General features: G+C 50.3%; 15 protein-coding genes and 1 riboswitch. Of the genes, 14 read left to right on the top strand and 1 reads right to left on the bottom strand.

From position 1 onward, the window contains the following. The first annotated feature begins 103 nt into the window (after positions 1-103). Positions 104-210: riboswitch (cyclic di-GMP riboswitch) on the top strand. 123 nt (positions 211-333) lie between these two features. From C9I92_RS01675 to C9I92_RS01715, 9 genes are all read left to right on the top strand, one after another. Continuing rightward, positions 334-924 (top strand): TfoX/Sxy family DNA transformation protein, encoded by a 591-nt coding sequence (locus C9I92_RS01675; protein WP_047885658.1) that lies wholly within the window; start codon positions 334-336, stop codon positions 922-924. A 199-nt stretch (positions 925-1,123) separates the two neighbouring features. Beyond that, the gene (locus C9I92_RS01680) at positions 1,124-1,528 is read left to right on the top strand and encodes a hypothetical protein (protein ID WP_242551818.1); all 405 of its coding nucleotides are present in this window, start codon (positions 1,124-1,126) and stop codon (positions 1,526-1,528) included. Between the two features lie 138 nt (positions 1,529-1,666). Continuing rightward, complete coding sequence (locus C9I92_RS01685; protein WP_047885659.1) at positions 1,667-2,287, top strand: carboxymuconolactone decarboxylase family protein; 621 nt, start codon at positions 1,667-1,669, stop codon at positions 2,285-2,287. Positions 2,288-2,319: 32 nt separating this feature from the next. Next, on the top strand, positions 2,320-4,734 hold the full coding sequence (locus C9I92_RS01690) for a dihydrolipoyl dehydrogenase family protein (protein ID WP_084712583.1): 2,415 nt from the start codon (positions 2,320-2,322) through the stop codon (positions 4,732-4,734). A gap of 36 nt (positions 4,735-4,770) precedes the next feature. After that, positions 4,771-5,973 carry an ABC transporter substrate-binding protein gene (locus C9I92_RS01695; RefSeq protein WP_053061849.1) on the top strand — a complete coding sequence of 401 codons (1,203 nt, stop codon included), beginning with the start codon at positions 4,771-4,773 and terminating at the stop codon, positions 5,971-5,973. Between the two features lie 44 nt (positions 5,974-6,017). Then, on the top strand, positions 6,018-7,808 hold the full coding sequence (locus C9I92_RS01700; protein WP_047885735.1) for an ABC transporter permease: 1,791 nt from the start codon (positions 6,018-6,020) through the stop codon (positions 7,806-7,808). Continuing rightward, positions 7,774-8,412 carry an ATP-binding cassette domain-containing protein gene (locus C9I92_RS01705; RefSeq protein WP_047885660.1) on the top strand — a complete coding sequence of 213 codons (639 nt, stop codon included), beginning with the start codon at positions 7,774-7,776 and terminating at the stop codon, positions 8,410-8,412. Before C9I92_RS01700 ends, C9I92_RS01705 begins: the two co-directional genes overlap by 35 nt. A 239-nt stretch (positions 8,413-8,651) precedes the next feature. After that, complete coding sequence (locus tag C9I92_RS01710; protein WP_047885736.1) at positions 8,652-9,263, top strand: CDP-alcohol phosphatidyltransferase family protein; 612 nt, start codon at positions 8,652-8,654, stop codon at positions 9,261-9,263. Positions 9,264-9,514: 251 nt separating this feature from the next. After that, positions 9,515-9,799, top strand: a complete 285-nt coding sequence (locus tag C9I92_RS01715; protein WP_047885661.1) for a DUF2986 domain-containing protein — start codon at positions 9,515-9,517, stop codon at positions 9,797-9,799. 225 nt (positions 9,800-10,024) lie between these two features. On the opposite strand, the gene punR is transcribed toward C9I92_RS01715, so the two are convergent. Beyond that, the gene (gene punR, locus C9I92_RS01720; RefSeq protein WP_047885662.1) at positions 10,025-10,927 is read right to left on the bottom strand and encodes a DNA-binding transcriptional activator PunR; all 903 of its coding nucleotides are present in this window, start codon (positions 10,925-10,927) and stop codon (positions 10,025-10,027) included. 140 nt (positions 10,928-11,067) lie between these two features. Between punR and punC the strand changes: the two genes are divergently transcribed. The 5 genes from punC to artM all read left to right on the top strand — a co-directional run bounded on the left by punC (position 11,068) and on the right by artM (position 15,501). Further along, positions 11,068-12,273 (top strand): purine nucleoside transporter PunC, encoded by a 1,206-nt coding sequence (gene punC / locus C9I92_RS01725; RefSeq protein ID WP_047885663.1) that lies wholly within the window; start codon positions 11,068-11,070, stop codon positions 12,271-12,273. 303 nt (positions 12,274-12,576) lie between these two features. Continuing rightward, positions 12,577-13,305, top strand: a complete 729-nt coding sequence (gene artP / locus C9I92_RS01730; RefSeq protein ID WP_047885737.1) for an arginine ABC transporter ATP-binding protein ArtP — start codon at positions 12,577-12,579, stop codon at positions 13,303-13,305. Positions 13,306-13,384: 79 nt separating this feature from the next. Next, complete coding sequence (locus C9I92_RS01735; protein WP_047885664.1) at positions 13,385-14,116, top strand: arginine ABC transporter substrate-binding protein; 732 nt, start codon at positions 13,385-13,387, stop codon at positions 14,114-14,116. Between the two features lie 3 nt (positions 14,117-14,119). Then, positions 14,120-14,833 carry an arginine ABC transporter permease ArtQ gene (gene artQ / locus C9I92_RS01740; protein WP_047885665.1) on the top strand — a complete coding sequence of 238 codons (714 nt, stop codon included), beginning with the start codon at positions 14,120-14,122 and terminating at the stop codon, positions 14,831-14,833. Further along, positions 14,830-15,501 (top strand): arginine ABC transporter permease ArtM, encoded by a 672-nt coding sequence (gene artM / locus C9I92_RS01745; protein ID WP_047885666.1) that lies wholly within the window; start codon positions 14,830-14,832, stop codon positions 15,499-15,501. Before artQ ends, artM begins: the two co-directional genes overlap by 4 nt. Positions 15,502-15,536 lie beyond the last annotated feature (35 nt).

Consider the following 15,536-nt stretch of genomic DNA (forward strand, 5'->3'; position numbering starts at 1 on the left):
GAAGTATATCACTATAAAAATTGTGAGATATTACTGGGAGCAATATCACACTTTAAAAGTTGGGAGCAAGTTCAAAATAATCTTCTGAGATATGCTTTAGGTGTCACGAACAAGGCAAACCTATCGAAAGGTAGGGACGCAAAGCTTCCGGCCTAAGAGTAGGCAGTTTTATTTTTAAAGCAGTCAACTTATGGTAGCGGGGTTGCCGATGGATATAGCAGATAACATCAGGAAATAATTTCACTTTTCCCTGACAGTTCGTTTTACAACTCTGCTATTCTTGAATCCTCGCTCGTTGTTAGGTGACCTAGTAACAATTCACCGAGAAGACGCATGGACAAACCAGTACTCAAAGATTCATTACGCCTTTTTAATAATTTCGATAACGTCAAATCACGCTCAATGTTTGGCGGCTTTGGCATATTTTCTGGCGAAACAATGTTTGCACTCGTGGTAAATGACAAACTGCATTTACGGGCGAATGCCGACAATGAAAAGGAATATAAATCCGCAGGAATGAAACCTTATGTATATAAGAAACGTGGCTTTCCTGTTGTAACCAAACATTATGCCATTCCTGAAGAGTGGTGGGACGATACTGATAAAATTCTGGCTCAGGCGAAATTGTCTTTATCTGCCGCTAAAGCAGATAAAGAAATAAAAAATAACACCTCTCCCAATCGAATCAAAGATTTACCCAATCTTCGCCTGGCGAATGAGAGGATGTTGAAAAAAGCCGGAATAACCACAGTGGATGAGCTGTATGAAGCCGGTGCCCTGAATGCGTATAAAGCGCTACAGAGCACTCATGAAGGCGAAGTAAGTATCGACTTACTGTGGGCTTTGGAAGGAGCAATCAGTGGCAAGCACTGGTCTGTTATCCCGAAAGAGCGGCGCTCAGAACTTCTTGCGAAATTAAGTTAATCGCAACCTGACACATATAAAAGAGATCTTCGGATCTCTTTTTTATTCCCAACATATTTTTGGCTCTGCAATGACAGAATAATGTCATTCCCTGTCAAACATTGAATTAACTCACAAAGCTGCTTATTAATTCGGCAACACACTTTTATTCAATGAGGGCAATTGTAGAATTAGCCGGATGTAAAACACCGGAGGTTATATGAACTATTCCCAACCTTTCCCAGGACAAAATGAACAGATGTTCAAGGATAAGTTTGGCAAATGGCCACGCCTGATGCGAGCGGTGGTTCTTATTAGCCTGCTTCCGCCTGTGGTTGTCTATTTATTGGTCAGCCAACAAGTGGCTTCACCGGTGGCTATGCATGATGTGTTACTGTCGATTACCGTGTTAAACGTCACTTTATTCGTCTGGGGACTACTCCTAAAAATCCGCGCTAGAAAGTATTGGTATCGTAATTACCATATTGGTAAAACCATGTTGTTGTCTGTCGCCCCGATTATCGCTTGTGGCTATATTCTGATCACCGATGCACCAAGCAGTCGCAATCAGGTGGCTAACCAGCCGCAATCCATTCCTGTACGAATTTCCATCGATCAATCCTGATTTCTACTATTTTGATTAGCGACTGAAATTTTTTACCTCTTTATCAGGTCTTTGTCTGATATTTACCGATAAAATGATCCATGATCTTTATATTGGACTCAGACAGTTACACGACACACCGACGATAAAGAGGTTCCTGTGCGTATTCCGGCTAAAAAGCGTTACTCCGTTCTGATCAGACCCCTGCTCTGGCTCCAACAGCGGCACTTCGGCAAAGTGCTGAATCCTGCTTTACTGTGGGGTAGACGTCCGCCTTTATTCTGGCTGGTCGCCGGCTTTTTTGGTTATCTGGATCGCCGTTCTTCTCCCCTCTCCCCTGTGATTCGCTCGCTGGTGTGTGTCCGGGTCTCCCAACTCAATGATTGTGCCTTCTGTGTCGATGCCAACGGCATGCGACTGGCAGAACGTTGCCAGTCTGTCGAGAAAATCAAAGCGCTGGCACATTGGCAACAAAGTGAACATTTCGATGAATGTGAACGTGCCGTTCTGACCTATGTGGAAGCCGTCACTGTCACCGGGCAACGAGTCACGGATTCCATGCTGGTTAGTCTTAAACAGTGGTTCGACGAAGATGCCTTAGTAGAGCTCACTGCCCTGATTGCCTTCCAGAACTTGTCGGCCAAGTTCAATACTGCGCTGGATGTACCAGAGCAAGGCTTTTGTTCGCTACCCATTCAGCCTTCGGCTTCAGAATCTGACACGACTCAGACCACAAATACCGTTCAGGCCGACAAGGATGCTAACAGGAAGCCGTTATGACGAATAAACCTGTGGTGGACAAAAAGCCCGCCATCAATAAAAAGAAAGTTATCACGATCCTGCTGGTCAGCCTGCTGTTTGTACTGTGGTACGCCCTCGATTTAGGGCAATACCTGACGCTTGAACATGCCAAGGCTCAGCAACAGGTTTTGCGGGATACCATCCTCGCCCAGCCACTGCTGTCCAGTGTGCTGTATTTTGTGGTGTATGTGGCCGTGACCGCACTTTCCCTACCGGGGGCCGTCATTATGACTTTGCTGGGGGCCGCCTTGTTTGGTTTCTGGTGGAGTCTGTTGCTGGTGTCGTTCGCTAGCACTATCGGCGCAACACTGGCATTTCTGTTCAGTCGCTATATTTTGCATGACTGGGTACAGAGCCATTTCAGTAAGCGCCTGAGCGCCATCAATGCCGGAGTCAAAAAAGATGGGGCTTTCTATCTGTTTACACTGCGTTTGATTCCTATTTTTCCGTTTTTCCTGGTTAATCTGCTGATGGGGCTGACCCCTATCACGACCCGAAAATTTTATATTGTGAGCCAATTAGGCATGTTGACGGGAACGGTTGTTTACCTGAATGCAGGTACCCAATTAGGCCAGATTGAGAGCCTGAGCGGGATTATTTCCCTGCCGGTATTGGTGTCTCTGATGTTGCTCGGTGTCTTCCCATTTACTGCCAAAGCAGTCATGCACATCATCAGTCGTCAGCGACTTTACGCCAACTGGACGAAACCCGCACAATTTGATCAGAACATGGTGGTTATCGGTGCAGGTGCTGGCGGACTGGTCAGTGCATATATCGCGGCCGTCGTAAAAGCTAAAGTGACCCTGATTGAGAAAGAGAAAATGGGCGGCGACTGCCTGAATACCGGTTGTGTACCATCAAAAGCCATTATTCGAGCCGCGCATGCCATGTCTGAAATCAACAACGCGGGTCGGTTTGGTATTCAGGCCACCGCTCCTCAGGTTGACTTTGCCGCGGTGATGGCACGGGTACGCCACGTTATCAGCCAGATTGAACCCCATGACAGTGTGGAGCGTTATTCCGCTCTTGGCGTGAACTGTATAACTGGCGAGGCTCGGATCCGCTCTCCGTGGGAAGTTGAGGTAAACGGCCAGCGCATTACAACCCGCAACATAGTGATTGCCACCGGTGCCAGACCTCTGGTGCCGTCCATTCCGGGGCTGGAAAATGTACACTACTTCACCTCTGATACGATCTGGTCATTGACGGAACAACCAAAACGCATGCTGGTACTGGGTGGCGGGCCGATCGGCTGTGAGCTGGCCCAAAGTTTCAGTCGCTTGGGCAGCCAGGTCACACTGGTCGAGATGGCAGATCAGTTGCTGATCCGTGAAGATCAGGATGCCGCCAGACTGATCAAGCAAAGTCTGGTGCAGGATGGCGTGACCGTTTACACCAGCTACAAGGCAGTGAAATTCGAAGTATCCCCTTGTAAACCACCGCAGTCTGAGTCGCAGACACCTGATTTATCTATGGCAGAAACCGATACTCAACGAGTCTGGTTAGAGGCAATGGCAGCCGCTCATACCCATGCCCCTGGTAATCGTGAGACAAATACTCAACCTGAAAACCTACAGGTTGAATTTGACGTCGTACTGCTTGCATTGGGCCGTGTGGCCAATGTCAGCGGATTCGGACTTGAAGAGCTGGGCATTTCCATCAATTCACGCGGTACTGTGGCTGTGAATGACTATCTGCAAACCAAATACCCCAATATTTTTGCCGTCGGGGATGTAGCTGGCCCTTATCAGCTCACTCATGCCGCAGCACATCAGGCATGGTATGCCGCCGTCAATGGCCTGTTTGGTCAGGTTAAGACATTCAAGGCGGATTACTCTGTCCTGCCGGCAGCGACCTATACTTCGCCGGAAGTGGCACGCGTGGGCATCAATGAAAAAGAAGCCAAGCAGCAAGGTATTGATTTTGATATTGTTACATACGGTATTGACGACCTTGACAGGGCCATCACCGATGGCGAGGACCATGGCTTTATTAAAGTCATCACCCCAAAAGGGAAAGATAAAATTCTTGGCGTCACCATTGTCGGCCATCAGGCCAGTGAAATGCTGGCCGAGTTCACGCTGGCGATGCGTCACGGATTAGGTCTAAACAAAATACTGGGAACGGTGCACCCTTATCCTACTATGAGTGAAGCCGTCAAATATACCGCCGGCGCCTGGAAGCAGGCAAATGCGCCACAAGGGCTCCTGACATTGGCCGAAAAATACCACCGTTGGATGCGCCATGAGAAAAACCACGCATCAAACGCGGTAAACAACAGCCAGACATCGCCCCCAGTAACCGATAATCACCCAATCAGCCCGGAATCCGCAGAAACCCGGCCGACAGATGCTGACAGCGATACTCAGGCTTCGGAAAATACGCCGGTTAAGCGCAATGCCGATGGCGCGTTCAGCGATAAATAAAAACAAGGGACCAGAAAAATTCAATAAGGATAAACAATGAAAGCTTTTCTAACAGGTTTAACGTTCGCACTGGCCAGCGCAATGTCGGGGGCCACAATGGCTGCCACGGCGTCTGCCGACAACGCCGCATTGCCATCAGGTTCTGACTGGCCGCAGATTGTCGAGCAAGCCCGGGGACAGGTTGTGTACTTTAACGCCTGGGGCGGTAGCCAGGAGATCAATGACTACCTGCGCTGGGCAGATCGCCAGCTTCGCGCCCGTTATGGTGTCGAGTTACGCCATGTCAAAGTTGCCGATATCGCAGAAACCACACAACGGCTACTGGCTGAAAAAACCGCGGGCAAGAATGCTGGCGGCAGCGTGGATCTGGTTTGGATTAACGGCGAAAACTTCCGCTCGATGAAACAAAGTGGCCTGCTTTACGGTCCTTTTGTTCAGGCCCTCCCTAACTGGCAACTGGTGGATCAAAGCCTGCCAGTCAGCGAGGATTTCACCGAATCCACCGATGGACTGGAAGCACCATGGGGCGTCGGCCAACTGGTGTTTATTCATGACAAGCAGACGCTCAATAATCCCCCACAGAACTTTGCCGAATTGCTAAGTCTGGCGCAGGCGTTTCCAGGCAAAGTCACTTACCCGCAGCCACCGGAATTTCACGGCAGCAGCTTTCTGAAAGCCGCCTTGCTGGAGCTAACCCAGGATCCAGCGGCGCTGTACCAGCCAATTGATGCCGAAAAACAACCGGAACGCTTTCAGCAGGTAACGGCCCCACTCTGGCAATATCTCGATCGCCTCCATCCGGTTGCCTGGCAGCAGGGCAGACAGTTCCCGTCAGGCAGCAGTGAAATGATCCAGCTACTTGATGACAAGCAGTTATATCTGGCAATTACCTTCAATCCCAATGCCGCCAGAGCAGCCATAGAAAACGGCAAGCTCACTGCGTCTGCCGAGACCTATGCCTTTGAGCAAGGAGCCCTGTCAAACATCCACTTTCTGGCCATTCCATGGAACGCGAATGCAAAAGCCGGTGCATTAGTCACTATTAATTTCCTAATGAGCCCGGATGCACAAGCCAGAAAAGCCAATGCGAGTATCTGGGGAGATCCATCTATCCTCAAACAAGAGGCTTTAGCTTCGCAGGGCTCTCAAGGATTCAGCCTGTTCAAGGCTATTCCGGAACCGCATCCGAGCTGGTTAACTGCTATTGAGCTGGAGTGGCAGAAACGCTACGGCAGCTGAACACTGATGTTGCCGGGTCAACCGACCCGGTAACCGGAAACATTATGATTCAATTGATTTTTCTACTGGCGTTGTTGCTCTGCCTGATCCCGTTGATCCCCGGAGTTATTGGGCTGATCCTCCCCGCCTTTTCCTGGCTGCCGCCACTGGGTCATCAGACGCCGGGGCTTTCCGCCTTTACGATAGTGATTCACTGGCCGGGGCTGGGTGAGTCTATTTTGTTGTCGCTGTTTACCGGCCTTGGCAGTTCGATTCTGGCACTGTTGTTCACTTTTACGATCCTTCAGCGTTACTGGGACAGTGAGGGCTGGCGTCGCCTTGAGCGCACACTTTCTCCTATGTTGGCCATGCCGCATGTGGCTTTTGCCATCGGCTTTGCGTTTTTGCTTTCGCCATCTGGCTGGCTCTACCGGCTGCTGGAAACCGTAGGTATTCCTACCGGGCAGGCGTTCAGCCTGATTCAGGATCCGTACGGCGTTGGCATGATGCTGGCGCTGGCCATCAAAGAAACCCCTTTTCTGTTGATGATGAGCATCCCGGTTCTGCAGCAACTGCAAACCGCTCGACTGCTGACAGTGGCGACAAGCCTGGGTTACTCCCACCGGCAAAGCTGGCTGACAGTCATAATGCCGCAATGGTTACCGTTGATTCGTCTGCCACTGTTTGCGGTCGCCGCTTACGGGCTATCCGTGGTGGATGTCGCCCTGATTATCGGCCCGACTCGCCCTACAACACTGGCGGTGCTGATCTGGCAATGGTTTAACGAGCCTGATTTACACCTCTTGCCACGGGCGGCGGCAGGTGCCCTGCTCTTACTGTTGTTAACCGCTCTGACGCTGCTACTGATGCGTCTGTGTGAGCATGCTCTTGTACGAGGCTGGAAAAGTTGGCAGCTAAATGGTGCACGAGCACATCGCCATCGCAGGCTGAACGCATTCCGGCTATTTCGGTGCCCGGCTCCGATAAGTGCATCTAAGAATTATGCACCTTCATCAATGGCATCTTCGTCGACGACAGGGCTTGGTCTGTACTGGCCGTTCGTTGCCATTCCTGTGCTGGTCATTCCGGTGCTGGCCGTTTGGTCTGTTGCACTGCGCTGGCGTTTTCCGGATCTGCTTCCCAGTCGCTACAGCCTGCGTTTCTGGCAACAGGAAATTCTCTCACTCTTTGAACTGGCCGCGAACAGCCTGACCCTGGCTCTCGCCAGCAGCCTGACCGCGCTGATTCTGGCGATTGGCTGTCTCGAATACCGACAACAAACACAGCGTGGCCTGCCCATCTGGCTGATAGCTACACCTCTGGTGGTGCCGCAATTATCCTTGCTGTTCGGCGTTCAGATCGCCACTTACCTGATACCGGGGCAACACTACTGGCTATGGGTTTACTGGAGCCACCTGTTTTTTGTCTTTCCTTACCTTTACCTGACACTGGACGGGGCATGGCGCAGCTATGACATTCGCCTTGATCAATGCAGCCGCAGCCTTGGCATGACAACCTGGCAGACATGGTGGAAAGTCAAACGTCCCCAAGTACAGCCTGCCATGATTATGGGGGTGGCGGTCGGTATCAGTGTCAGTCTGGCTCAGTATCTGCCTACACAAATGCTGGGGGCGGGGCGAATATCCACCATTACAACCGAAGCAGTCGCGCTTGCCAGCGGGCAGGACAGACGCGTCAGTGCCATCTATGGCCTGATTCAGGGCTCGCTTCCGTTTTTCTTTTTCACTCTGGCATTCGTGGCAAACCGGCTAACGTCCCATTATCGCCACGGCAGACCCTACACAAGGAGCACACTCGCAGATGACACTGTCTGTGGAAAACCTCACTATAAATAATGGCCACCAGCCGCTGTTTGCCCCCGTCTCCTTCACGGTGTCCCCCGGTGAAGTCGTTACCCTGATGGGCCCCAGTGGTTGCGGGAAATCCACCCTGTTGAGCGCTATTGCCGGACATCTGGCTCCGGCGTTTCATTGCCAGGGCAATGTCAGTCTTAATGGCCACAATGTCATGGGGCTGGCACCGAACCTGCGAAAAATCGGTGTGCTGTTTCAGGACGATCTTCTGTTTCCGCATCTTTCAGTGGGCGAAAACCTGATGTTTGGCCTGCCCCGCTGCTATCAGGGTAACGAACGGGCTGCAAAAGTCACCGATACTCTGACGACCCTGAATCTGACGGCGATTGCCAACAAAATGCCGGATGAAATTTCCGGCGGACAACGAGCCCGTATCAGCCTGATGAGAATGTTACTGTCTAAACCACAAGCCGTATTGCTGGATGAACCGTTCAGTAAGCTTGATAAAGCACTGCGTGATGAATTTCGCCAGTTTGTCTTCAGTCAGATTCAGCAACGGCAAATCCCAGCGATCATGGTAACCCATGATGACGCGGATATTCCCGCCAATGGACAAGTGCTGAACTGGCCATGGCAAACGAGTTAGGATTCGGCAGAGATGGTCTGCGACCTTTCTCAGACGACAAAAGCCTTTAATACCCAAAGCACCATAAACGCCTTAGCATCATAAACGCCTTAACACCATAAACGTCTTAAGCTCCATAAGCGCCACAAATGGACAGACAAAAATGCAACGACAAGAAATGCAACCACAAGTAATACAACTGGAAGCAATTGTGCAATGAAAGAAGCGGTAACCGACATGACAAATCAGGTAACAACAACGTGTTAGACAAATATTCAATCAAAGTGATCAAATGGCCGCTCAACACCCTCGCGGTATGGCCGGATAAATTGGGTATCACCGCGAATCAGGTGACGATAAGTGGCTTTCTTATCGGATTACTGGCACTACCGGCTCTGGCATGGCAACAATACGAATGGGCGCTCGCGTGTATTCTGTTGAACCGTATTTTTGACGGTCTTGATGGCGCAATTGCCCGTCGGCAGGGCATTACCGATTGCGGCGGATTTCTCGATATCACCCTGGATTTTCTGTTTTACTCTCTGGTGCCCTTTGGATTTGTGCTGGCTAACCCTGAAGCCAATGCGGTCGCCGGTGCTTTTCTGATTTTCTCGTTTATCGGTACCGGCTCAAGTTTCCTCAGCTTTGCCATCATGGCAAGCAAGCGCAACATTGAAAGCCCGGTTTACAAGCAGAAGTCGCTGTATTACCTGGGAGGGTTGACTGAAGGTACCGAAACCATTGCCTGTTTCGTGCTGTGCTGTCTGCTGCCGCAACATTTCGCCTTGATTGCCTGGGTGTTCGGCTCACTGTGCTGGTTTACCACCGGTACCCGTATCTTGGCTGGGTACCAAACCCTGAAACAGGAATAACCCTACGATACAACCTTGCCTGGAAACAATTCGGAAGGGGCCAGCGATAGCAGCCCCTTTGTTAACCCCTCTTCATCTCTATCTACCATTCAAACTTTTCGCTGGGCTTGTTTCCCGGCGTTTTTTCTCAGCATCTTTTCGATACTTTTCTCGCTGCTTTTCCTGAAATACCCGCTTTCATTTATCTCTTGCCATTGCAGACCACTGCTTTACAATCGCTGCTTTTTTACGACGACAGATTGGAGCCTCGAATGAATCGCAGAAAGAAAGTCATCGAGACGCAGAAGAAAAAGCTGAAAAAGCAAAATGCCAGAATACACCGCAGCAATAAGCCGCGTTACATCTCCAAGGCTGAAAGAGCACAGATGGAAGACGAAGCTGCGATGCCAGAAGCTATTCCAGAAACTATGCAAGGAGCATTGCAAGGGACATTACAAGAATCTATGCAGAGCACCGCGTCAGAGGAAGCCGATTCAGCGGCTGATCGTCAGGACGACAAAACGATATCAGGTGACGACACCCACAGCGAAAAGTAATACCGGCAGAGGCCGAAAGCCTTCCCCGATTGACAGCTTGTCACCACGTGGCCACTTTTATGGTGGCCATCTGAAATCTTATCGGCAATATAGACTTGCAAAATCCTTTCTGTATTGGCTGATGCAGCTCCGTTATGAACTTCAATACTGTTCTGAGTATCAACACGGTGCTGAACTCCGATACCACGCATGATCCCATGGTTCCGAAATAGCTCTGTGAGACAACTAACGCATCCACTCACGGTGCAGCTGCTCGCTGTCACCCAAGTATTCCAGCAGCCATTCAATGGCTGGATTGCGTGTTGCTTTGTTCCAGGCCAGGCAACACGGGCTGAATGCTGGTTTTACTGCAAGCTCCTTTTCCACCAGCTCACCATTGGCTATCCGTGGCAGCGCCATATGAGCAGGAACAACCGTAATACCCAAACCGGATTTCAGACAGGACATCGCACTGTGCCAGTTTGGCACCATAATTCGGCGTTGGTTATCCATCAGCCAGGTGACCCGTTTAGGCAGTACCCGTGAGGTATCTTCCAGGCAGATGGCCGGATACTGGCTAAGCTCTTTCTCTTCAAGCGGATGGCTGGTCGCTGCTAACGGATGATCCGGCGAGACAACAAACCGCCACTCCAGCACGCCCATATCGCGATAATCAAAATGCCCGCTGACCGGAATCGCCGCCGTCGCACCGATAGCAATATCGGCCCGGCCATCAGCCAAGGCGTCCCAGACCCCATTGAACACTTCCATGGTAAGGTGCAACTCCATATCCGGAAACTGCCGATAAAAATCACGGACTAAGGTATTAACACGGCTTTCCCGGACCACCGTATCCAGCGCAACGGAAACACTTTGCGACCAGCCGTTTGCTACACGCTGCGTTTGCAACCTGAGCTGTTCCATCTGCTTGAGCAAATTTCTCGCTTCTTCGACAAAATACTGGCCAGCAGGGGTCAATTCGACCTGCCGGTGAAGCCGAACAAATAATTCGACAGCCAGCCGCTCCTCAATGGTTCTCACTGTGTAACTGATTGCACTTGGCACTTTATGAAGCTCTTCTGCGGCAGCGGAAAAGCTGCCTCGCCGAGCTACAACATCAATTACTTGCAGGTCATTGTATGAAAACATAGCAATATTCCACTACGAAAACGTGTGCGTGAATTTCAAATCAATTTATTTGAAAGCAATGTTGAAATTTTACCGTTTCACAGTCTATGAAGCCAGTTATAGACTTGCAGGCAAAGCAATTAATCTAATGCACTAAAACTATGACTAATCAACCATCAAAAATCACCATTCTCTGGTTTGCATGTTTAAGTATGCTGGGTTTCCTGGCAACGGACATGTATCTTCCCGCTTTTGAAGTTATTCGGCAGGATTTTGAAACTTCACAATCACTTATTGGACTGACGCTCAGTATTTTCCTTTTAGGGATGGCACTTGGCCAGCTGGTTTATGGTCCGTTGTCTGACCGTATCGGCCGTATCAAAGTCCTGTTGGGCGGCATGGCATTGTTCTCAGCTGCTTCAGTTGCCTGTGCTTTTGCCCCGAATGTCGAAGTCATGCTGATCGCCCGATTTGCTCAGGCTCTGGGCGCATGTAGCGCAACGGTTATCTGGCAGGCAGTGGTTATTGACCGCTACGAAGGCAAAGTGTCAGAGCGTGTTTTTGCCACCATTATGCCACTGGTTGCCCTGTCTCCGGCGTTAGCACCTCTGGCCGGTGCCGTGCTGGAAAGTCAACTGGGCTGGCGCAGCATTTTTATCGCCCTGGTAGGATTTGGTGCTATTTTATCCATCATGACGCTAAAGGAAACTGAAAGCGCCAATCTGGATAAAAAACAAGAAAAACTCAGTGTTCAGTTGCGCCAGGATTATCGCCAGATCCTGAGTTCAAAAAAATTCGTGGGTAATATGATCATTTTCGCTGCCTGCTCAGCAGCCTTCTTTGCATACCTGACCGGTTCTCCGTTTGTTATGTCTGCAATGGGTTATTCAGGTGCGGATATCGGTCTGAGCTATGCGCCGCAAACTGTCGCCTTTATTCTTGGCGGTTACGGTTGCCGTGCCCTGCTGGGTAAAGTTGACAGTCAGCGCCTACTGCCATGGATTTTGAAACTGTTCGTGGGCAGTGTCCTGGTGATGCTGTTGGTTTCCGTCAACACTGAGCCAACAACTATCTGGCCTATCCTGGTTCCATTCTGTTTCCTTGCGGTAGCAAACGGTGCGATTTACCCGATTGTGATCAGCAAAGCGCTGGAAGACTTCAAGAACTGCAGTGCTACTGCGGCCGGTCTGCTGAACTTCCTGCAAACCATGGTGTGCTTTGCGGCCAGCGGCCTGGTGTCTGCTTTTGCGGGTTACGGTTTGATTACAGTTACCATTGCTATGTTCTCGACCGGTATTCTTGCCCTGATCGGCTTCTCGCTGGTCGTCAAATCTCGTCGAGGCAATCCGGCAGTACAAACTGCCTAAGCAAAACATTCGCTTCGAATAATTATCAAGGCTGCCATTCGGCAGCCTTGTTTTTATCTGCAGTATCCCGCCCCTTCCAAAACTGCGTACTTTTCCAACCCCATTGATAAGTTTATTTATTAGAATTTCACATTTGCACTAAGAATCACCTAAAAACAGGTCATTCCGCCTTAAAGGCCCAGCGTTCGCAGAACAAATATTAAACAAAACCCTAACATCAAAGTTTTTTTATACATTTTTCTTGCATAAGCACTCACCATGGGTAATATAACTTCAATCCACGGTTTAATGCAGTCTGTCAGCATGAGTATTCAAGTAAAGTCTATTAACAAATTCTACGGAAATACCCAGGTTCTCCACGAGGTAGATTTTACCTGTGAGAAAGGTGACACCCTGGTACTTCTGGGCCCAAGTGGCGCAGGAAAAAGCTCTTTACTTCGCGTCCTCAACTTGCTGGAGACCGCCACATCAGGCCAACTGCATATTGCTGATGAGCATTTCGACTTCACTGAGTCTATCAACGAAAAGTCAGGGCTTCAGCTCAGACGTAAAGTCGGCATGGTGTTCCAGCAATATAACCTCTGGCCGCACCTCACAGTGCTGGAAAACCTGATTGAAGCACCGGTGAAAGTCGCGGGCATGAACAAAGCTGCGGCTATTGAAGAAGCGATGACAACGCTTCAGACACTGCAGCTTGCCGATAAAGCCGATGCCTGGCCGTTACAACTTTCCGGCGGTCAGCAACAACGAGTGGCTATTGCCCGTGCTCTGATGATGAAACCTGAAGTTTTGCTGTTTGATGAACCAACTGCCGCGCTGGACCCGGAAATTACCAACCAGGTAGTCAAAATCATCAAAGATCTGAGTGGCACTGGCATCACCCAGGTAGTCGTTACCCACGAAGTCGACTTCGCAAAAAAAATTGCCAGCCATGTGCTGTACCTGGAAAAAGGACGCATGGTGGAGTTTGGCACCCATGAGGCATTCACCCGACCAGCCACCCCGCAGTTTGCTGAATACCTCACGCACTAATTAAATCTCAACCCTTATTGATACACCGGTATCAGGCCGAAAGCCGTGATGCGCGGTTTATAACGCACGGAGTAATGCGATGAAAAAGATTTTACTGGCATCCCTGATCGGTCTGGCTTCCACTCACGCCCTGGCACAGGACGAAATTAAATTTGCAATGGAAGCGACCTACGCGCCATTTGAATATGTTGATGAAAACAATCAGATTCAGGGCTTTGATGTGGATCTGGCCAACGCGCTTTGTGAAGTCATTGATGCAAAATGCAGCTTCCATAACCAACCTTTTGACAGCCTGATCCCTGCATTGAAATTCCGTCGTTATGACGCTGCAATTTCTGGTATCGATATTACGGAACAACGCCAGCAAGTCGTGAACTTTACTGCGCCTTACTACGACAATGCAGCCGTTTTCGTTGCCCTGAAAGACAAGGTCGCTGACCAGTCTGCACTTGCAGGTAAGCGCATCGGTGTTCAGAACGGTTCGACCCACCAAAGCTACCTGACCGATACCATGCCGGGTGTAACTGCGGTGCCTTATGCGAGCTATCAGGATGCATTTCTGGATATGCAAAATGGCCGTATCGATGCGGTATTTGGTGACACCGCCGTTGTCGCTGAATGGTTCAAGAAAGGCGATACCCTGAGCTATGTCGGCCAGCCCGTTACTAACGCGCAATACTTCGGCAACGGTTTTGGTATCGCCGTAAACAAGAACAACGAAAAACTGCTGGAACAACTGAATGGCGCCCTGAAAACCGTCAAAGCTAACGGTACCTACCAGCAGATTTTTGATAAGTACTTTGGTGAGTAATTTATGGCGTTATCGGGATATGCATTAACGTTATTGGAAGCGAGCTGGATCACCATCCAGCTTAGCTTTGCCAGTGTCATCGTCGGATTGTTGCTCGCCGTCGCTTTTGCCGGTGGTGAAATGTCACGCTACAAATTGTTGTCGTGGCCAACAACTGCGTTTGTGACGGTACTCCGCGGATTACCGGAACTGCTGGTTGTACTGTTTATCTTCTTTGGTTCGACCCAGGTGTTGTTTCTCATCACCGGTGATTATGTCGAAATCAGTCCGTTCTGGTCTGGAGTGATAGCCTTGTCGCTCATTTTTGCCGCTTATGCTTCGCAAACCCTGCGGGGCGCGTTGAAAGCGGTACCAAACGGACAACGAGAAGCCGCCAGTGCACTGGGTATCCCGAAAAGCCATGCCTTTATCAAAATTGTGCTGCCACAGGCTATTCGCCATGCCCTGCCAGGGCTAACGAACCAATGGCTGGTGCTACTGAAAGACACCGCACTGGTCTCTCTGATTGGGGTCACGGATCTGCTTAAACAAGCCCAGTTAACAGCAGCAGCTACGCACCAGAGCTTTACCTGGTATGCCTCGGCGGCGGCAGTCTATCTGGTGATCACCATCATCACCCAACGTTTTGTTAAAGTGCTTGATAAGAAATACAGTGTGCAGGATGCCAGCCAGGGCCATTCGGTTTCCGCGGCATCCTCCAAGGAGGCAACGGCATGAACGAACAACATGTCTGGCAGCTCGTTGACGGACTCGCAACCAGCCTTGAACTGACTGCCGTTTCCTTACTGGTGGGCTGTGTTATTGCACTGCTGATGACACTGACACTGATTCTGAAAACACCAGGGTGCCACTGGATCAGTCGGGGGCTGATAACCCTGTTTACCGGTACTCCGTTGCTGGTACAGATTTTCCTGATCTATTACGGGCCAGGTCAGTTCGAGGCCGTTCGTGACAGTATTGCCTGGAACTGGCTTAGCCAACCGTGGTTCTGTGCCATGCTGGCACTGGCACTGAATACCGCGGCCTACAGCACCCAACTCTTTAAAGGGGCGTTTAATGCGATCCCGTCAGGACAGTGGCAGGCATGCCGGGCGCTGGGGATGGATACCAAAGCCACGCTGGGTGTCTTGCTACCCTACGCCATTCGCAGGGCTATTCCGGCTTACTCCAACGAAGTGATTCTGGTATTTAAAGGAACGTCTCTGGCCAGCACTATCACCATCATGGATATCATGGGTTACGCGCAGCGTATCAATGCCCAGACCTACGACACTTTGGTCGTGTTTGGTGTCGCCGGCGCATTTTATCTGGTGATTAATGGTTCTCTGACCTTACTGTTTCGTCAGGTCGAACGCAAAGCCCTGGCCTTTGAAACCGCCCGTTAATGTCAACGTCCGGCCATGTGCAGTGGCCGGACGTT

Origin of the sequence: Photobacterium ganghwense (genome assembly GCF_003025595.1) — a bacterium.
GTDB lineage: Bacteria > Pseudomonadota > Gammaproteobacteria > Enterobacterales > Vibrionaceae > Photobacterium > Photobacterium ganghwense.